We start from the raw sequence: 16,816 nt of genomic DNA, 5'->3' as shown, positions 1-16,816 counted from the left end.
AGGGGATGATCGTGGCAAAGAACACCGGGCAGGGCTGGCGGCGCGGCCAGGTCAGCGATCGCTACCAGCAGTACAACGACCGCACGGATCGGTACGACAAGTACGACGGTGACGGCAACCATGTCTCGTCCACGGCGAGCCCCGGACCATACAAGGGCGTCGAAGAGCGACTGTCCCGTAGGTCTCCGCGGGGCTGAAGGAGGCCGATCATGCCCACTGGGCCGAAGCACCAGAAGTACGTCGCGATCCCGGGAGAACCAGGGTCGTTCTACGCAGAGGACTGTCGGTGCATGATAGGCGAAGACCATGACGACGACAATGAGAGCGGCGGGGAGTCGTTGAGCGTCTGGGATGCCGCAGACATCTGGATGTCGAACGGCATGGACGAGGACTACACCTTCGGGTTCTCTGGAGACGAGCTTCGACGTGCAGCAGGGATGGACTGACCTCTTTGGTCGTCACACGCCTATGTCGTCGTGGATCGCAACGCTGTCGATCTCGTAGCCGCCGTCAGGAAGTATCCAGTAGTGGATGCGACGCGCCGAAGCCGAGTTGACTTGAAGGCTGGCTCGCCATGCGACGGCCCCGTCGCCACGCACCCGATACGGGTCGCTGCCGCCTGAGCCGGTCCGAAGACGGTGGACCTTGCGGCCCTCAATCTCGGGTGCTCGTCCAGTGACGATCTCAAAGACCACGTCGGCGACCTTCTGTGGCTTCACGCCTTCGAGTGCGTCCAGCGAGTCGAGGAAGTTGGGCCCAAGCACGTAGTCGGGTAGCGGTCTGGCCGTCTGCTCGGTGGGGATAGTGCGCGACGCCCACTGCGTGAGGACGAGATACTTGAACCCCTGCTCTCGGTCAGCGAAGCGGGGCGCTTCCTCTGCGGATGGGACCACTTTCGCGCTGCCCGCCTTACGCAATCGCGCACGCGCGGACTTCAGTTCGTTCTCGGCGCGTTTCGCCCGTCGTTCGGCCTGCTCGTACAGGAAGCGCAGCTGCTCACGTTCGTCTGAACTTGCGTTGAGCTGTCCCCTGAGAGCAGCCTCCTCTCGCCTAAGTCGATTGATCTCCGCCTTTTGCCCGTCGATCTGGAGCAGCAGCGCTTTCGTCGACGCTGTCGGCTGCGAGCTTGACGCGGGCGCGTTTGCGGGTGCCGGTCTCGGGATCGGACGCGGCCCCGGTACGGGAGCCGGTTGCCGGACGGGCGATGCTGGGACGGCGGTCGATTCAGCGAGTCCGGCCGCGTGATCACCGGCAGGGGTCGACGGTGTTGGGGGAGGCAGCGGTGCGGACTCTTCAGCGGAGGCGGGCTCATCGATGTCCTCAACGAGCCAAGGCGGCCCCCCGGGCAGCAGGGATGGCGCTGGAGTGATTGGTTCGTCGTCATCGACATCTCTGAGGACGAGCGACCAGGCGGGGCCAACCGTGCGGACTCGCGCGGCGACGACGTCTCCCTCGGTCATGAGCAGCCGAAGGTCGTCGAATGGGTTGGCTGTGACGTCCTCGATCTGGACGGGCACCACGACAGGTGGAGTAGTCGTTTCCGGGTAAAGCAGCAATTCTGCTGTGCGCTCGTCTACACCGGTGACCTTGGCTAGCCTCGTGATTTCACGCCGGTAGTGGGTTGGAGACGGCGAAGGTGCCCCTGACCTGGGATGATGTGTCTTGCGACGGACAGATCAGACCAGAACGAGGAGCACCTTCGTGGTGAACGCTACCCGCCCGTATCCGAGTGTTCGAGTCGATGCCGCGCCGGTGGCCGCGGTCGGTTCTGCGGGCGGGGTGCTGCTGACGGAGGTCCTCGCAGTCAGCGGCCTGTCCTCGGCGCTGTCAGCCGGGCTGGAGCGCTGGCGCAGACCGAGCGCTGTGCATGACCCGGCCAAGGTCCTGACCGACCTCGCTCTCACGCTCGCACTCGGCGGGGACTGTCTCGCGGATGCTGCTCTCCTGCGCGGGGAGCCGGAGGTGTTCGGGCCGGTCGCTTCGGAGGCGACGGTCTCGCGCACGATCACGGCCCTGGCAGCGGAACCGGGCCGGGTCCTGCCAGCGATCGCGAAGGCTCGTAAGGCGGCCCGGGCCCGGGTCTGGGAGCTGGCGGGCCAGGCGTCCCCGCTGCACGGGATCAGTGATGCGAACCCGTTGGTGATCGATCTGGATGCCACGATCGTCATCTCCCACAGCGAGAAGGAGGCGGCCGCGCCGACGTTCAAAAGGACGTTCGGGCACCACCCCCTGCTCGCGTTCGCCGACCACGGCCAGGCTGGCAGTGGCGAGCTCCTCGCTGCCCTGTTGCGGCCGGGGAACGCCGGGTCGAACACCGCCGCCGATCACATCGAGATCACAAGGCAGGCGCTGGCGGCCGTGCCAGGGATCAACGCCTCCCGCCCGGGAAGGAAGGTGATGATCCGCACCGACGGCGCCGGAGCGAGCCGCGAGTTCCTGACGTTCCTGACCCGCCGCGGACTGTCCTACTCGATCGGGTGGACCCTGCCCTGGGCCGAGATGGGCGAGATCTACCAGGCCGTCACGAGGGCTGGCGGGTGGACTCCGGCGCTGACCGCGGCCGGTGAGGTCAACGAGCACGCCGACGTCGCCGACATCACCAACCTGCTCACCCAGCATGGGCACCTGACGGGCTGGCCGGCCGGGATGCGTGTGATCGTGCGCCGGGAACGGCCCCACCCCGGCGCCCGCGTCGCGCAGGACCGGCTCGATGACGCCGAGGGCTACCGCCTCACCGCGTTCACCACGAACACCCGCCGAGGCCAGCTCCAAGTCCTCGAGCTACGCCACCGCCGACGGGCCCGCTGCGAGGACCGGATCCGCTGCGCGAAAGACACCGGGCTACGCAACCTCCCCCTGAAGACCCTCGCGCAGAACGAGATCTGGCTGGCCGCCGTCGCTCTTGCCACTGATCTCCTGGCCTGGCTCGGCCTCCTCGGACTCGACGAGGACAGCGCCCGGGTCTGGGAACCCAAGCGGCTCCGGCTACGCCTGTTCACCGCCCCTGCCACGATCGCCCGACACGCCCGCCGCGTCATCCTGCACGTCAAGGAGACCTACGCATGGGCTGAAATCGTGCTCGCCGCGCACCGGCGCCTCAGGGCCCTGGCTGCCGCACCGACCTGACCCAAGGACCCCCGACCACCCACGACCCCGAGGAACCCCGACCGGCCGGAACCGGCGCCCACCGCGAGCGACACGCGGCACGACGTCACACCCACAGGGCAGAATCACCACCAGGAGCCGGCACCGACGCCGACAAGTCCACCGAGCCCGCCCGATGAAAGATCGAGGCTAGGACGACGTCGCCGATCGAGTACGCAGCCAAGGCCTCATCGGAAGTGCTAAGGCTTCTGGTTACGTCGACACGATTGGTCTCGGGGTCCAGCCAGCCTTTCACGGTCTGGCCCGGTGCAACGAGCCGGTCGATCGGCACGTCGTCGACAGTCAGCTCCTCAGCGATCGTCGCGGGAAGCGGGTTGCCGACTTCGACGAGAGCGCGGCCCGCGACGACCCATCTGACGACGGCGTCGACTTCCCGGAGATACCGCGTCGGCTTGGAGTGGAGAAGTCCCGCTGCGGCTGCCATCCGGAACATGTCGGAGATGAGTTGCTGAGTCGCCTTCTCGCCGTCGCGCTCACTCCATGCGAAGCGCAGCGGGGAACGCTGAAGATCGGTCAGCCACTCGTGCCCGACGGGATAGACCCGCCCGGCACCGCCGTACACCTGTGTTCCATGAGACATACGGTGCGAGAACTCCCAGGTGATGTCGCTGGTCGGCATGAGGTAGACATCGGCAAGCTCGCCGGCCTCATGCGCGACCTCGTCGACGTCAATCCATGGCTCGTCTCGTGCCGAAGGGATTGTGATCACGACGACCGGACGCTTCCGCGCGTCTCCGTTCAGCAAGTCGGCGAGAGCGCCTGCTGCGCGGGCATCATCGATGCGCTGGACAGTGGCCATGGATCAGATCCCGTAGAGCTTGAGCGCGACGTGATTGATGACGAACCGCTTGTTGTCGCTGTCCATAGCGAAGTGAATGCGACCGACCTGGTTGGGCTTGACGGCGTCTCGAACCTTCACGTGCGGCGTCTGGTCGTATGAGCGTCCGTCGAACTCGAACCAGCGCAGGCTCTTGTTCTTCTGGATCGTGTCGTCTGCGGTCGAAATGTTGAGGCCGTGGCGCTGCTTGAACCAATCGTCGATGCGGCCAATGTTGCCCGGATCGCCGCCGTAGAGATCCACGGCCGCATTGGCGAGAGCGAGGAGCTTGTCATGCATGTCTTCGGGTTCGGGGTAGTTGATCTTCGACCACGAACTGGCGGCGGCAGGGGTGAACACCACGCGTCCCTCGGTGGCAGCTTCGATACTCCTGAAGGTCTCGCTTGGGTCGACTCCGGACACCAGGGGAACGATCACCGTCCACGGGTCCACATCCGTCTCTTGTGTGGCCGATTGCGTCTGGAAGTACAGATCGCGCCAGTACTTCGCGTCCGCCTCGGCCGTATCAACCCGTTCAGCGCGATCCCGAAGCGAGTCGGCGTCGACCGCGTACTCGTTCGCGAGGCGCTCGAAGTCGTTGCGCTCTTCGATGAGCCCGTTTACCTGGTTCTGAAGGGCCGCGATCAACTCGGACTGGTCTGCCGCCGACTGCGCTTCGGCGACGCGCTCCGCGAGACGGTCTGCCTCGACGCGCTGCGCTCGGCGGCGCGCTTCCCGCCAGACCGCGTCGCTGCCCCGGTAGAGGGCTGACAGCGGTGCGACCACGCGCATCACCGCGCCGCGCAGTTCGTCGGTGCTCGTACTCAGGATGCGCTCCTCGGACCAAGTCGGACCGGGAACATGCGAATCGGACCATACGAGGCGGGCTCCGCCCGGTGGCACTTCAATGTGGGGCCTCAGCGAGGCCAGCCTCCAACGGGTGTAGTTCGCGAGGGTCACAACCCGCACGAGGCCGATGAGCCGTCGGGCAGCTTCTCGCGCGAAGTCCCATGCCGCCTGAGTGCTGGTGTTGACGAGGAGGACGGGAAGACGCTTCGGGCTGTCGAGGATCTCGGCGAACCCATCTACGAAGCTCGCTGAGGGTAGCTGAAGGTAGCGGTCGGAGACTCCCTGGTGACCCGTCTCCAGGCGGAGTTCCCGGTCGCGAGCGATGGCGCCGATGATGCCAGGCTGGAACACGGACGTGAATCCGATGGGAGTCAGAGCGCCACCCTGGCTCGATTCGCGTGAGATGCCAACTCGGATCGACACCGTTCCATCGAGGTCACCGATCGTCACCCTGGTTGTCAGCTGGACAGCCTGGGCGACATTCTGGCTGACCTCGATGAGCACGGCGCGAGCACTGTCCGTTGCCACGGTGCTCCACTGGGCCACGCGTGGAGTACCGTCGACTGCGACCGACAGCGTCGCGGTCCCATCCCGTGTGAGCGAATCGGCGGAGATGGCTCCATCCAGGCCGCGCCCGAGCCACCTCGCGGCGTGCTCCAAGAGCCGGAGAAGCGGGTTCGTTCCGCTTTCCGGTTCAGACGGCAGGACCTCGAACTCGGTCACGTAGAGCAGGTGCATCGGTGCCACAGTAGCGAGGGCCACGGACACGCGGTCACGGCTCGCGCGTCCGGTTTCCTATCTGTTGATAGTCACAGCGCTACAACGTCTCGCCGACGCCGAGCAGGAAGTTGACCCACGCCACCCCGGCGCCCGCGAGGGCGGCAGTGCCAACGGCGACGAGGACACCGGCGCGGGCCCGGGTGGCCGCGTGATAGTTGCCGCTGGACGTGGCGACGCCCCAGACGATCGCGCAGATGATCAGCATGAGCACGGCGAAGATCAGCACGAAGGTGAGCAGCGCGCCGACGATGAGGCGCAGGTCGCCGAGGCCGCCGACGGCCCCGAAGTCGGGTGAGACATCCATCGTGGTCGAGCCTCCTGTCAGGCCATGCACTGGCTGGTTTCGGACCCCGCCAGGAGGTCCTCTGGACTGTGAGTGTCGAGCCACGGCTCGGGGTCGATGCTCGGCGACGATGTGCCGCCGGGCCGCAGCTCGAAATGCAGATGATTGCCGGTCGAGTGGCCGGAGGTTCCGACATCCCCGATGTGCTGTCCCGCGGCGACGACCTCGCCGACGGTGACGAAGATCCCGTCAGCCCACATGTGGATGTAGACCGACGCGATCCGCTGGCCGTCGATGGTGTGCTCGATCGCGATGAAACCGCCGCCGGACTCGGTGTACGACGCCGCGCTGACTACGCCGTCGGCCAGGGCCAGGATCGGGGTGCCGCCTGGCGCGCTGAGGTCGACGCCGTGGTGGAAGTCGGGCTCGAAGGTGATCGGGTCGACGCGCGGGCCGAAGCCGCCCGAGCGCACCCAGGTTCCGGTGGGCAGGGGGAAGACGATCCGGCTCGTCTCCGGGACGTTGTCGAGCGGCGCGTTCGAGCCTGCGACGGATGGCGTCGATCACGCTGACGGTCCTGGCCAGCACGCGCTCCAGGGCTTCCCATTCCTCGGCGGTGATCTCAGCCGCGAGGGTCTCGACGTCGTAGTGCTCCCACCAGCCGTCGAGTTCGCGCCACATGTTCGTGAACGCGCGCACGGGGTAGGCGATGGCCGGCATCGGCATAGCCGCGGCCTCCCTGAGCTTGCGAGTCTGCTGGCGTCGGGTCGCGCGTTTGGCGGCGATCTCGGCGTTCGCCTTCTCCAGGGCCGCACGCGCGAGGGTCTCGAAGTCGTCCGGCACGACGAAGTCGCCGTCTCGTGGGACGTCGGATGCGACGGATACCAGCGCCTGTGCCTGCGCATGGGCCGCTTCGATGGATGCCTTGTGCTCGTCGATCAGCGCGAGCTGGTCGCGTGCGAAATCGCGAAGCTCGCCGGGCAGCGTCTCGTCGGCTGCGATGCTCTGCAGCGCGTTGACCTGCTCCAGGCTGTTCTGCGATTTCCTTCCCGTCACCATCAGCGCCGACTGCTCACGGGTCTTGCCGTGCCCGAGCGACGGTGGAGTCGTCACGACTCCACCGGAGGTTCCGGCGCGGTCGGCTGCGTCAGCGCCGAAGCGGGTCGCCTGCTGGCGGCGCACGGCATCCTCCGCCAGGATCTGCTTCAGCTCGCGGTAGAGCGTCGCCTTCTCGGTCTCGGTGAGCGGCTTGTGGTGCACCTGGTCTGCCTGCTCGGCGAGCAGCGCGGTGAGCTTGTCGGAGACGCCGTCGACGACCCACACCGCCACCTTCTTCTCGCCGAGTCGTTCGAGTGCGGCGAGCCGCCGTCGCCCGCTGAGCAGTACGCCGTCTGGAGTGATCGCGATGGGCTGCAACAGCCCGTCGCGGCGGATCGACTCGGCGAGCTGCTCGATGTCACCGAGATCGCTGCGGTGCCGGTGGCCGACCGTGATCGCGCTGAGCGATCGGTTGAGCGCGATGTGCTCCTGGCCGCCGCTCATGACGCTCTCCGCTGCCCGGGACGTCGCGGGGCGGACGCGACGATCGCGACGACGAGGTCGGCATCCTCGAGCATCGCCGGAAGGGGTTCCTCGCGCAGCAGCCGGAAGAGCACTCCCCGCCCGGACCGGGTATGGGCGTACTCGGGTTCGGGGTTCCCGAGCAGAACGCGCAGGAGGCCGTTCCACGATTCGGAACTGAGATTGAGGAAGGCGCGCAAGTGGAAGTCCCGACGAAGCGACTCCCAGGCCTGCACTCGTGTCTCGACATCGGTGAGGCGGTCGCACACGCACTCCGTCGCCCGCTTGGCCGAGTCGTACGGCCACCCGAGGTTGGTGAGCAGCGTGAGCGCGTCGGCGATGGCGTCGGCGACGTTCATCCCGTCGACTGCCGCAGGGGGCGGAGTGTCATCGCTGTAGGGCGGGTCGACCCGCAACGACTCGTGCCAGTCAGCGACGGGATGCTCGCGGCGCTGAACCGCTCGGCGTCGTGAAAGACGGAGTTCTGAGGGCGACGCGCCTGGTCCACGGAGCACAGCAAGCCGTTCGCCCGCTCCTCGGCGATCAGCGTCACCTTGACAGCCCGGGTGACCATCGCCCACGGGTCGTCGGCCGTGCGCATCGAGGGATGCCGCATGGCGTCGAACGCGGCAGCGGCTGCGACCCAAGGGTCGCAGCCGTGCTTGCGCGCCATCCGTCCGAACCTCCTGGAGCAGAACGCCATGAGGGCCGCGGCGTCCGGGTCGGAGCGCCACGCGCCATGCCCGGCCTCATGGAGCCGAACGATGAGGGCGCGCAGCCCCTCCGGCGACTCGAACGCCTGAGGCTCGTTCACGGGTTCATCACCTCCTGCGGAGGAGGTACGCCGGTCCGTCCCGGACTCTGTCGTGATGGTCGACATCGCCGCCCCCTCACAGTCCCGGCCCGGCGTGCTGGGGGCCGTCGTGCTGCGGCGTCGTGACGCCGAACGACGAGAGCGGCGGCAGCGCGGATGACCGCTCGCGGATCGCCCTGTGCGTCACCGCCGCGGTCTGCACGGGGAGCGATCGCGCCCGGCGGGCCAGCTCCGCTTGGAAGTCGATGCCGCGGCCGGCGATTCGCGCGGTCGTCTGCGGGATCAGCTCGGTGGGGCGCATCCAGACGATCCCGCGACGTAGCCGCTCGGTCTCGGCGGTGACTTCGGGTGCGAAGTCGCGCTTCGACGGATCGCCGTGCCGTGCGAGGTCGGAAACCTCGTCGGCAACGGTCGGCTCGAAGGTCTTGGCCGGTTCGTCGAGCCGGGACGGCGGGGGCTCGTCCCACGGGTCGATGGTGTCGTTCATTCCGCTGCTCCCTTCTGCAGGTCAGGTAGGTACGTGCTCCCCGTGAACCATCGGCCCACCGTGGAGGGGTGGACGCCGGTGGCCCGCGCGATGGCTTTGTTCGACAGGCCGTCCAACCGCAGCCGGGCGGCGAGCTGGCGTGGCGATTCGATCGCGGGCGGCTCGTCGAGTGCGAGGGCGGGGTCGAGATCTGTGGATGACACGAGCCCTGTGGACAACTCGGTGGAGTCCGTTGCGGGCCCGAAGCGCCGGGTTAGTACGACGGTGAGGTGTGTGATCGCAAGCAGCACGAGGGGCGGGACTGCGGCGACCGAGGCGGCGAGCACCTCGGGTACGTCGGCGTCCGCGGCGACGACGGCGTGGATCGCGTTCGCCGTGACGGAGACGAGCGCGCCGCCGAGCAGGAGCAGCCACGGGTACCAGGCCGCCCGCTGGCCGGCGAGGGCGACGACCGAGACGGTGGCGACGACGATGATCCCGTCGACGATGAGCGGACGGGCCCATGCCTGCCCAGCGCTGACGCCCGAGCGCGAGGCGAGGTCACTCAGGGCAGTGAACGACAGCCAGAAGGCACCGGCGGCGATGAAGATCGTCCCGGCGGCGGCGATCCACACCGCGAGCCGACCTGAGCGGGTGTCGTGCGCTGCGGGGATCACGGGAGTACCTGACCAGTAGGCAGCCGTGGCGCTGGCGGGGGCTGCTCATGCTGAGCGGCGGGTGACGCACCCACCGCCGATCGGTATGCCGAGCGCACAGTCGCCGAGACTTCGGCGCTCGGCAGTCCCGCGCGCTCTGCCGCCGCGCCGAGGTAGTCGCGCGCGGCGGTGAACGCGACGCCGTGCTCCGCGAAGCGGCACGCCGCCCAGAACAGGCCGCGGTTGCGCTCGCCCTCGCCCCGGGCGGCGACCCAGCTCGCGATGCGCTCGACGTCGATGCCGGGCGAGGCATCCGCCGCGAACCTGACCGCCTCGGCGGGCGCGGGCCGCGGGTCGAGGAACTGCCGCAGCCCGGCAGCGTCCACGGGCATTGCTTGGCCGTGGCCCGCGCCGATCAGCTCGTACGAGACGAGCGCGCCGTCGACGCGCACCCGAGACGGCGGCACCAGGACGTAGCCGCCCTCGCCGCGGAAGTCGATGCCCGCGCTGGCGACCTGCCACGACGGCTGCCTCTGCACGGGGTCGGCTGGGTAGTAGGCGTGGATGCCGCCCGACGGCGTGCGGACGAGGGCGGACCAGCGATCAACCAGCCCCTCGTGGCGCGCCAGCTCGAACGAGCCGAACCCGCTCACCGGCCCGTGCATGTCGACATCGACGACCTCCCAGCCCGAGATCGAACCGGTGGGCATCCCGATGTTCGCGTCCGGCCAGTCGTGCCACCAGCCGGCGACCTGGGCGGGAATCGTCGTGGCGTCGTGGAAGCCGTGGCGCGAGAGCGGGCGCTTCTCGCCGGGAACGCAGGGGAAGACGGGGATGCCCGCTTCCGCGAACCGTTCCGCCGCCTCGGCGGTGGTCGAGTCGATCACCGACGTGAGGAGCTGCACGGCGTCCATCAGAGGCTCCTGGCGACCGCAAGCTCGGCGCTTGCGGCGGCGGGTTCGAGGTTGGGCACCGAGGGTTCGGGCGAGCGCGTACCCGTGGATGCGGCATCCATCGCCTGCGCGAGACCGGGAGGCGTGCCGTCGGCAACCTGGAGGGTCGGCAGGGCGTCGAGGATCTTCACTGCGGCGGCGCGCACTCGCTCGCCGGTGGCCTGCACAACCTCGACCGGCGTCTTGCCCTCCACCGAGGTCGCCCACGACGAGACGTAGGGGACGGTGTAGATCGAGGTGTCCAGACCGTGCGCCGCGCCGATCATGAGCGCGACCGACTCGGCTTCGACCTCCCCGATACCGCGGTGACGTACTGCATCGGCGTGACCGGGGCCGTGGAGCATGACGTGCGCCAGCTCGTGGGCGAGCGTCTTGACCTGGGCGGCGGCATCCATGTTCGAGCGCACCTGCACGGCGTGCGCGAGGTAGTCGGTGACGCCATTCGCACCGCCGATCTCTCGCTCGCTCGTGACCATCCCGACAGTGAAGCCGTGCTGCCGCACCAGTTCGGCGAGTCCATCCCACAGCCCGGCCGGCGCTTCGCCGAAGAGCAGGGTCGGGCGCGTGGCCTCGGGGATCGGATCACCGGTGGTCTGCGAGACGTCCCAGACGTAAGCGGGCTTGACCCCGATCATCTTCGAGCGCACGACCTCGCCCGCGCTCGGCTGTTCGCCGCGTTCCAGACGCCGTCACGACTCCGGATCGAGCGGCGTGAGGCTCGCGAAGCGTCCGGTGATCGGCGCGAGGATCATCTAGCCCGCCTGGCCGCGCATCACCGAACTGCCGAGAGCAAGCCACTGCTTGAAGCCCGCGACGTAGCTCGGCATCGGGTCGGGCACGCGCCCGGCCTCGAAGGCGGCGGCGTGCTGCATCCAGATCAGGAGCGTGTTGTTGAACGATCGCGAGCGGAAGTGCGCGGCGAACTCGAGGGCACGCCTCCAGTCGGCACCCGTGACGAGCTGCTCGACCGCGCCGGTCAGCTGCTCGTGCAGCGCGTCGATCTTCGCTTCCCGCGCTTCGCGGGTCGCCTCCCATCCAGACATGTCGCGGCCACCTCCTGTCGCCCGATCGGGAGCCGGTCGGCTCTTGTCGATCAGGTGCGCCAGGCGTCACCGGTGACGGTCGCAACCCTGGTGGGGCGCGACGTCAGGAGCGAGGGGGAGCGCCTGACGTTGTAGGCGAGTGCCTAACAGGGAGATGTTCCGCGGACGTTACTGCTCCGGGAACCTGTCGTGATCCACGACATGGATGTCGTGATCCCGGACAGCGCCCCGGTACTGGGCAGGCGTGATGGTGAAGAAGCCGCGGAACTTCTCGACCGCGTGACCGCGGCTCCACCCGACGTGCGCGGCGACCACAGCGACCGTGTCGTCGGTCTCGCGCAGCAGGCGCGCCATCTCCTCGGCGCGTAGCCGTGTGAGGTGGTCGCTGAACGACTCGTGCAGCGTCTCTTCGAAGAGCCGCTGGAGCTGCCGGGACGAGATGTGTACCTCTTTGGCGAGGGCATCGACCGTCCAGTGCTCGGCGAGGTCTGCGTGGATGCGCGCGAGCGCCTCCGCGACCTCCCTGCGTGGCGGCGTCGTGCTCTGGTGCAACGGTGAGCGCAGCGTGCCCGTCAGCGGGACGCTCTCGTCGCGCAGGTGTGGCGTGACGATCGCCAGCAGGCGCGCGAAGACGGCGTCGGCGAGGTGGAACCCGTCGAACCCGTCCGTGAGCACCGCGTGCAACTCGTCGTACAGCTCGGCGACCGCAGCGGCGTCGGAGTCGGGAAGCCGGGCGCGGATGACCTTGGCGTAGACGCGGCCGAGTGCGCGCACGGACTCCGAGCTGGGGAAGAACGGCGAGAGTTGCCAGCGCCACTTGTCGAACACGAACTCCGGCTCGGCGTAGATCGTCGAGATGGTCGCGACGGGTTCTGGAGACCCGCCACAGGGGGCGTTCGGGCGCACCAGCATGAAGTCGCCGGGCTGGGTGTGGAACGCGCGCTCGTCGTGCGTGATCGTGGCCTCGCCGTCGCGGACGAGCAGGAGCTTCACCTTCGGATGAGCCACAGGGGTGACCGGCCGTCGGAACTCTCTGGTCTCGACGGCGATCGGCCCGTACTGGCTGACGCCGCGGGAGCCGCCCGCGGCGGGCGTGCGCTCCATGGTCCATTGTCACCTGTACTGGGGGCGAAGGCGAGCGCCTGTACCGGTTCTCGTCGGGTGACGCGGTGCGTCACGGGTATCCGTCGGGTTTCGCCGCCGATAGGGTGGCCCTTGTGCGCGCCTCGCGCACTCGATCCCGGAGGTCTGTCGACGTGGCTGAGGCCTGGCTTTCTGCTGAGGAGATCGCCGCCCACCTGGGCATCACGAAAGACACTGTCTACGACTGGATCGCCGACAAGGCCATGCCCGCCCACCGCGTCGGCCGGCTCTGGAAGTTCCAGGCCAGCGAGATCGACGAGTGGGTGCGCAGCGGCGGGGCGGCTCAGGCCCCCGCCGACAAGCCCGAGGAGCGTGATGCCTGAGTGCGCATCATCGACAACCTCAACGAGTTCCTCGGCGACGACCTGAAGGCGTCGATCAAGCCGGGGTCGAAGCTGCGTATCGCTGCGAGCACGTTCTCGATCTTCGCGTTCGAGGCGCTGAGGCGTGAGCTTCAGTCGATCGACGAGCTGGAGTTCATCTTCACCGCGCCCTCGTTCACGACGACGAAGGCGACCGACAAGCCTGCGCCGGAGAAGCGGCAGTTCTTCATCCCGAACGACAAGGGCCGTGATGCCGCGCTGTACGGCACCGAGTTCGAGATCCGCCTGCGTAACAAGCTGACCCAGCGCGCGATCGCGCGGGAGTGCGCCGAGTGGGTGCGGCGGAAGGTGACCTTCCGCTCGAACCACACGGGTGCGCCGATGCAGTCGTTCGCGGTGGTCGACGACACCGCCGCGTACGCCCCGCTGCAGGGGTTCACGACCGCTGACCTCGGGTACGAGCGCGGGCCTGCGGTGTCGAACATGGTGCACAAGATCGACGACGCACCGTTCACCCAGCAGTACGTCCAGCTCTTCGACCAGATCTGGCACAACCCCGAGCAGCTCGAAGACGTGACCGAGGCGGTGCGCGAGCACATCGCGAGCGTGTACGCGGAGAACTCGCCGCAGCGGGTGTACTTCCTGATCCTCTACAACCTGTTCAGCGAGTTCCTCGACGACATCAGCGAGGACGTGCTGCCCAACGACCTGACCGGATACCAGGAGACTGAGGTCTGGAAGGCGCTCTACAACTTCCAGAAGGATGCCGCGACCGGCGTCATCAACAAGCTGGAGACCTACAACGGTTGCATCCTGGCCGACAGCGTGGGCCTGGGGAAGACCTTCACGGCGCTGGCGGTAATCAAGTACTACGAGCTGCGCAACAAGACCGTGCTCGTGCTCGCGCCGAAGAAGCTCGCCGACAACTGGACGAACTACAACTCGAACTACACGACGAACATCTTCGCGAAGGACCGCTTCAACTACGACGTGCTCGCGCACACTGACCTGTCGCGCGACGGCGGCGAGTCCCTCGGCAAGCGGCTCGACCTGATCAACTGGGGCAACTATGACTTGGTCGTCATCGATGAGTCGCACAACTTCCGCAACGCCGACTACGTGCAGGAGCGCGAGACCCGCTACCAGCGGCTGATGCGCAAGGTTATCCGCGAGGGCGTGAAGACCAAGGTGCTGATGCTCTCGGCGACGCCAGTGAACAACCGGTTCAAGGACCTGCGCAACCAGCTCGCCCTGGCCTACGAGGGCGAGTCGGCGCAGCTTCAGGCGAAGCTGAACATCTCGACCACGATCGAGGAGGTGTTCCGGCAGGCGCAGCGGGTCTTCAACGAGTGGAGCGACCTGGCGCCGGAGGACCGCACCACTGAGGCGATCCTGGCGCGGCTGGACTTCGACTTCTTCGAACTGCTCGACGCGGTGACCATCGCGCGTTCCCGCAAGCACATCCAGGCGTTCTACGACACCACCGACATCGGCGCGTTCCCCGAGCGGATGAAGCCCGTCTCGCTGCGCCCGCCGCTCACAGACCTCGCCGACGCCCCGACCTTCAACGAGATCTTCGAGCAGCTCCAGTTGCTGACCCTGGCGGTCTACACGCCGCTGGCGTATGTCTTCCCGAGCCGCCGCGACAAGTACGAGCAGCTCTACGGGGCCGGCGCGGGCACGAACTACATGGGCGGGCAGACTGCCAACCTCGGCGCAGCCAGCCGTGAGCAGGGCATCCGCAAGCTCATGACGGTCAACCTGCTCAAGCGCCTGGAGTCGAGCATCGAGGCGTTCCGGCTCACGCTCAACCGACTGGAGTACACGGTCGCCGACGCGATCGAGGCCGTCGACAACCACGCCGCGAACATCGCCGACATCGTCTCCGCGTTCACCGACATCGACGCCGAGGACGACGACTTCGAGTTCCCCACCAGCGGCACCGTCGGCAAGAAGATGCAGATCGACCTGGCCGACATCGACGTCGAGTCGTGGAGCCGCGACCTGGTCAACGACGGCAAGGTCATCCAGCAGCTCCTCGCCTCGATCAGTGGCATCACCCCCGAGCACGACTCCAAGCTCATTCGCCTGCGCGAGCTGATCCGCGCGAAGTTCTCCGAGCCGCTGAACCCCGGCAACCGCAAAGTGCTGCTGTTCTCGGCGTTCGCCGACACCGCCGAGTACCTCTATAAGAACCTCTCCTCGACACTGAAGCAGCACGGCTACGACAGCGCGCTCGTGACCGGGCAGGGCAACCCATCCACGACGGTCGAGAAGGGATACGGGTTCCAGCAGACCCTCACCCTCTTCTCTCCGCGGTCCAAGCAGCGGCATCTGGTCATGCCGAAGGAGACCGCAGAGATCGACGTGCTGATCGGAACCGACTGCATCAGCGAGGGCCAGAACCTCCAGGACTGCGACTACCTCGTCAACTACGACATCCACTGGAACCCGGTGCGGATCATTCAGCGGTTCGGCCGCATCGACCGCATCGGCTCGACCAACGAGCGCATCCAGCTCGTAAACTTCTGGCCCGACATCTCCCTGGACGAGTACATCAACCTCAAAGAGCGCGTCGAGAACCGCATGGTCATCGCCGACCTTGCCGCGACCGCTGACGACAACGTGCTCACCCAGGAGGCCAGCGATGCTGCGTTCCGCAAGGAGCAGCTCCGCAAGCTGCAGGACGAGGTCATTGAACTCGAGGACGTCCGCACCGGCGTCTCGATCACCGACCTGGGCCTGAACGACTTCCGCATGGACCTGCTCGGCTACATCAAGGAGTACGGCGACCTGGCCGGCACCCCGAAGGGCCTGCACGCGGTCGTGCCCGCCCAGCCTGAGAAGGGCCTCAACCCGGGCGCGCTGTTCGTGCTGCGCAACATCAACGCCGACGAGCACCTCAACCGCGGCAACCGGCTACACCCGCACTACCTCGTCTACCTCGACGACCAGGGCCAGGTCATCGCCGACCACACCGAGGTCAAGCACCTGCTCGACGTCATCCGCGCCGGATGCCGCAACCGGGACGAGCCCGCCTGGGAGGTGTGCCGCGTCTTCAACGCCGCCACCCGCGACGGCGCGGACATGGGCAAGTACAGCCGCCTGCTCACCGACGCGATCCGCTCCATGATCGACGTCAACGAGGAACGCGACGTCGACAGCCTCTTCAGCCCCGGCCACACCACCGCGCTCGTGCAGACCATCGCCGGGCTCGACGACTTCGAGCTGATCGCCTTCCTCGCCATCATCGAGGAGGTGCCAGGTGGTTGAGCCTGTCGAGACCACGCCCGTCCTCTACCGCTGGCCCGCGAACGCCGCGTTCGGCCGCGCCGTGCCCAAGACCAAGTTCTACGAGCACGGCAACGTACGCACCGCGCTGCGCGAGAAGTTCATCGACGACATCCAGCGCATCACCTGGGCCTACAAGCTCGCCGACGACACCATCCGACTGCGCGGCACGACCACCGTCCCCGAGATCCAGGTTTTCACGATCGAGACCAAGGGTGCGGACGTCTCCGACGAGGTACTCGCCGCCATCGACAAGACCGTGCACTTCCCGATCATCTTCGAGGTCGCCAGCACAGAACGGGTCCGCATGGCCGCCGCACAGAAGTCGCTTGACGGCAAGACACCGCGCATCGCGACCTACTTCACCACCGACTGGCAGTCCGCCGACGCGCCCCGCCGGCCACTGCCGACGGCACTCGACTTGCCGAGCCTCTATGAGGCGCTCCTGGCGTCACTCTTGCCGGTCGCCACGCGCGTCGGCGAGACGGTGTCAGAGGCGACCGACAGACTGGACCACGCCCGAAAGCTCCAGCGCGAGATTGCCGCGCTGGAGAAGAAGCTGCGCACCGAACCACAACTCAACCGCAAGATCGAACTGCGCAGGCAGCTCAAGGAGCGCGAGACCGCGCTCGCCGAGCTGACCGATCCCGCGCCGAGCACCAGAGGATGACCC

General features: G+C 67.6%; 20 protein-coding genes. 6 read left to right on the top strand and 14 right to left on the bottom strand.

Annotation, left to right across the window (positions count from 1 at the left end; translation table 11 throughout):
• Positions 1-11: 11 nt before the first annotated feature.
• Both AC3AQ1_RS02925 and AC3AQ1_RS02920 read left to right on the top strand, forming a co-directional pair.
• On the top strand, positions 12-197 hold the full coding sequence (locus AC3AQ1_RS02925; RefSeq protein ID WP_108719932.1) for a hypothetical protein: 186 nt from the start codon (positions 12-14) through the stop codon (positions 195-197).
• Positions 198-209: 12 nt separating this feature from the next.
• The gene (locus AC3AQ1_RS02920; RefSeq protein ID WP_108717755.1) at positions 210-446 is read left to right on the top strand and encodes a hypothetical protein; all 237 of its coding nucleotides are present in this window, start codon (positions 210-212) and stop codon (positions 444-446) included.
• 12 nt (positions 447-458) lie between these two features.
• Here the strand turns inward: AC3AQ1_RS02920 and AC3AQ1_RS02915 are convergent, their stop codons facing one another.
• Entirely contained in the window at positions 459-1,517 is a 1,059-nt protein-coding gene (locus tag AC3AQ1_RS02915; protein WP_159096354.1) for a hypothetical protein, read from the bottom strand.
• 184 nt (positions 1,518-1,701) lie between these two features.
• On the opposite strand from AC3AQ1_RS02915, the gene AC3AQ1_RS02910 reads away from it, so the two are divergent.
• Positions 1,702-3,126, top strand: a complete 1,425-nt coding sequence (locus AC3AQ1_RS02910) for an IS1380 family transposase (protein ID WP_108717753.1) — start codon at positions 1,702-1,704, stop codon at positions 3,124-3,126.
• Positions 3,127-3,211: 85 nt separating this feature from the next.
• Here AC3AQ1_RS02910 and AC3AQ1_RS02905 read toward each other — a convergent pair whose 3' ends face one another.
• The 13 genes from AC3AQ1_RS02905 to AC3AQ1_RS02845 all read right to left on the bottom strand — a co-directional run bounded on the left by AC3AQ1_RS02905 (position 3,212) and on the right by AC3AQ1_RS02845 (position 12,490).
• On the bottom strand, positions 3,212-3,964 hold the full coding sequence (locus AC3AQ1_RS02905) for a hypothetical protein (RefSeq protein ID WP_108717752.1): 753 nt from the start codon (positions 3,962-3,964) through the stop codon (positions 3,212-3,214).
• 3 nt (positions 3,965-3,967) lie between these two features.
• Entirely contained in the window at positions 3,968-5,569 is a 1,602-nt protein-coding gene (locus AC3AQ1_RS02900) for a hypothetical protein (protein WP_139987332.1), read from the bottom strand.
• 79 nt (positions 5,570-5,648) lie between these two features.
• A complete protein-coding gene (locus AC3AQ1_RS02895) occupies positions 5,649-5,915 on the bottom strand; it encodes a DUF6112 family protein (RefSeq protein ID WP_108717750.1) in 267 nt (88 codons plus the stop codon).
• Positions 5,916-5,932: 17 nt separating this feature from the next.
• Positions 5,933-6,262 (bottom strand): M23 family metallopeptidase, encoded by a 330-nt coding sequence (locus AC3AQ1_RS02890; protein ID WP_234417904.1) that lies wholly within the window; start codon positions 6,260-6,262, stop codon positions 5,933-5,935.
• Positions 6,144-7,436 carry a ParB N-terminal domain-containing protein gene (locus tag AC3AQ1_RS02885; protein WP_108717749.1) on the bottom strand — a complete coding sequence of 431 codons (1,293 nt, stop codon included), beginning with the start codon at positions 7,434-7,436 and terminating at the stop codon, positions 6,144-6,146. The genes AC3AQ1_RS02890 and AC3AQ1_RS02885 overlap by 119 nt, the downstream gene beginning before the upstream one ends.
• Positions 7,433-7,813, bottom strand: coding sequence for a hypothetical protein (locus AC3AQ1_RS02880; RefSeq protein WP_342777027.1), 381 nt, complete (start codon positions 7,811-7,813; stop codon positions 7,433-7,435). The genes AC3AQ1_RS02885 and AC3AQ1_RS02880 overlap by 4 nt, the downstream gene beginning before the upstream one ends.
• Positions 7,810-8,268, bottom strand: coding sequence for a hypothetical protein (locus tag AC3AQ1_RS02875; RefSeq protein ID WP_370445320.1), 459 nt, complete (start codon positions 8,266-8,268; stop codon positions 7,810-7,812). The genes AC3AQ1_RS02880 and AC3AQ1_RS02875 overlap by 4 nt, the downstream gene beginning before the upstream one ends.
• A gap of 76 nt (positions 8,269-8,344) precedes the next feature.
• Entirely contained in the window at positions 8,345-8,755 is a 411-nt protein-coding gene (locus AC3AQ1_RS02870; protein ID WP_108717748.1) for a hypothetical protein, read from the bottom strand.
• Positions 8,752-9,411 (bottom strand): DUF2637 domain-containing protein, encoded by a 660-nt coding sequence (locus AC3AQ1_RS02865; RefSeq protein WP_234417699.1) that lies wholly within the window; start codon positions 9,409-9,411, stop codon positions 8,752-8,754. Before AC3AQ1_RS02865 ends, AC3AQ1_RS02870 begins: the two co-directional genes overlap by 4 nt.
• Entirely contained in the window at positions 9,408-10,304 is an 897-nt protein-coding gene (locus AC3AQ1_RS02860) for a bifunctional DNA primase/polymerase (protein ID WP_108717747.1), read from the bottom strand. The genes AC3AQ1_RS02865 and AC3AQ1_RS02860 overlap by 4 nt, the downstream gene beginning before the upstream one ends.
• Positions 10,304-10,990 (bottom strand): ImmA/IrrE family metallo-endopeptidase, encoded by a 687-nt coding sequence (locus AC3AQ1_RS02855; protein WP_342777029.1) that lies wholly within the window; start codon positions 10,988-10,990, stop codon positions 10,304-10,306. Before AC3AQ1_RS02855 ends, AC3AQ1_RS02860 begins: the two co-directional genes overlap by 1 nt.
• Before the next feature lie 105 nt (positions 10,991-11,095).
• Positions 11,096-11,386 (bottom strand): ArdC-like ssDNA-binding domain-containing protein, encoded by a 291-nt coding sequence (locus AC3AQ1_RS02850; RefSeq protein WP_342777030.1) that lies wholly within the window; start codon positions 11,384-11,386, stop codon positions 11,096-11,098.
• Between the two features lie 168 nt (positions 11,387-11,554).
• On the bottom strand, positions 11,555-12,490 hold the full coding sequence (locus tag AC3AQ1_RS02845) for a helix-turn-helix domain-containing protein (protein ID WP_108717746.1): 936 nt from the start codon (positions 12,488-12,490) through the stop codon (positions 11,555-11,557).
• Positions 12,491-12,642: 152 nt separating this feature from the next.
• Here AC3AQ1_RS02845 and AC3AQ1_RS02840 point away from each other — a divergent pair, with 152 nt between their 5' ends.
• Genes AC3AQ1_RS02840 through AC3AQ1_RS02830 form a run of 3 tightly spaced genes read left to right on the top strand, consistent with a single transcriptional unit; the run spans position 12,643 to position 16,813 of the window.
• Positions 12,643-12,852, top strand: a complete 210-nt coding sequence (locus AC3AQ1_RS02840; protein ID WP_108717745.1) for a helix-turn-helix domain-containing protein — start codon at positions 12,643-12,645, stop codon at positions 12,850-12,852.
• Positions 12,853-16,125: a helicase-related protein gene (locus AC3AQ1_RS02835; protein WP_108717744.1), complete on the top strand. Its 3,273-nt coding sequence runs from the start codon at positions 12,853-12,855 to the stop codon at positions 16,123-16,125.
• Positions 16,118-16,813 carry a DUF4391 domain-containing protein gene (locus AC3AQ1_RS02830; protein ID WP_108717743.1) on the top strand — a complete coding sequence of 232 codons (696 nt, stop codon included), beginning with the start codon at positions 16,118-16,120 and terminating at the stop codon, positions 16,811-16,813. Before AC3AQ1_RS02835 ends, AC3AQ1_RS02830 begins: the two co-directional genes overlap by 8 nt.
• Positions 16,814-16,816 lie beyond the last annotated feature (3 nt).

The sequence above is a fragment of the Miniimonas sp. S16 genome, assembly GCF_057748195.1.
The sequence above is the reverse complement of the archived record's forward strand: the minus strand, read 5'-3'. Positions and strand labels throughout refer to the sequence as shown.

Coding starts and splice junctions, on each gene's coding strand:
- AC3AQ1_RS02900 (WP_139987332.1), bottom strand. CDS start 5,569: ATGCACCTGCTCTACGTGACCGAGTTCGAGGTCCTGCCGTCTGAACCG.
- AC3AQ1_RS02885 (WP_108717749.1), bottom strand. CDS start 7,436: ATGAGCGGCGGCCAGGAGCACATCGCGCTCAACCGATCGCTCAGCGCG.
- AC3AQ1_RS02845 (WP_108717746.1), bottom strand. CDS start 12,490: ATGGAGCGCACGCCCGCCGCGGGCGGCTCCCGCGGCGTCAGCCAGTAC.
- AC3AQ1_RS02860 (WP_108717747.1), bottom strand. CDS start 10,304: ATGGACGCCGTGCAGCTCCTCACGTCGGTGATCGACTCGACCACCGCC.
- AC3AQ1_RS02880 (WP_342777027.1), bottom strand. CDS start 7,813: ATGAACGTCGCCGACGCCATCGCCGACGCGCTCACGCTGCTCACCAAC.
- AC3AQ1_RS02895 (WP_108717750.1), bottom strand. CDS start 5,915: ATGGATGTCTCACCCGACTTCGGGGCCGTCGGCGGCCTCGGCGACCTG.
- AC3AQ1_RS02920 (WP_108717755.1), top strand. CDS start 210: ATGCCCACTGGGCCGAAGCACCAGAAGTACGTCGCGATCCCGGGAGAA.
- AC3AQ1_RS02870 (WP_108717748.1), bottom strand. CDS start 8,755: ATGAACGACACCATCGACCCGTGGGACGAGCCCCCGCCGTCCCGGCTC.
- AC3AQ1_RS02905 (WP_108717752.1), bottom strand. CDS start 3,964: ATGGCCACTGTCCAGCGCATCGATGATGCCCGCGCAGCAGGCGCTCTC.
- AC3AQ1_RS02850 (WP_342777030.1), bottom strand. CDS start 11,386: ATGTCTGGATGGGAGGCGACCCGCGAAGCGCGGGAAGCGAAGATCGAC.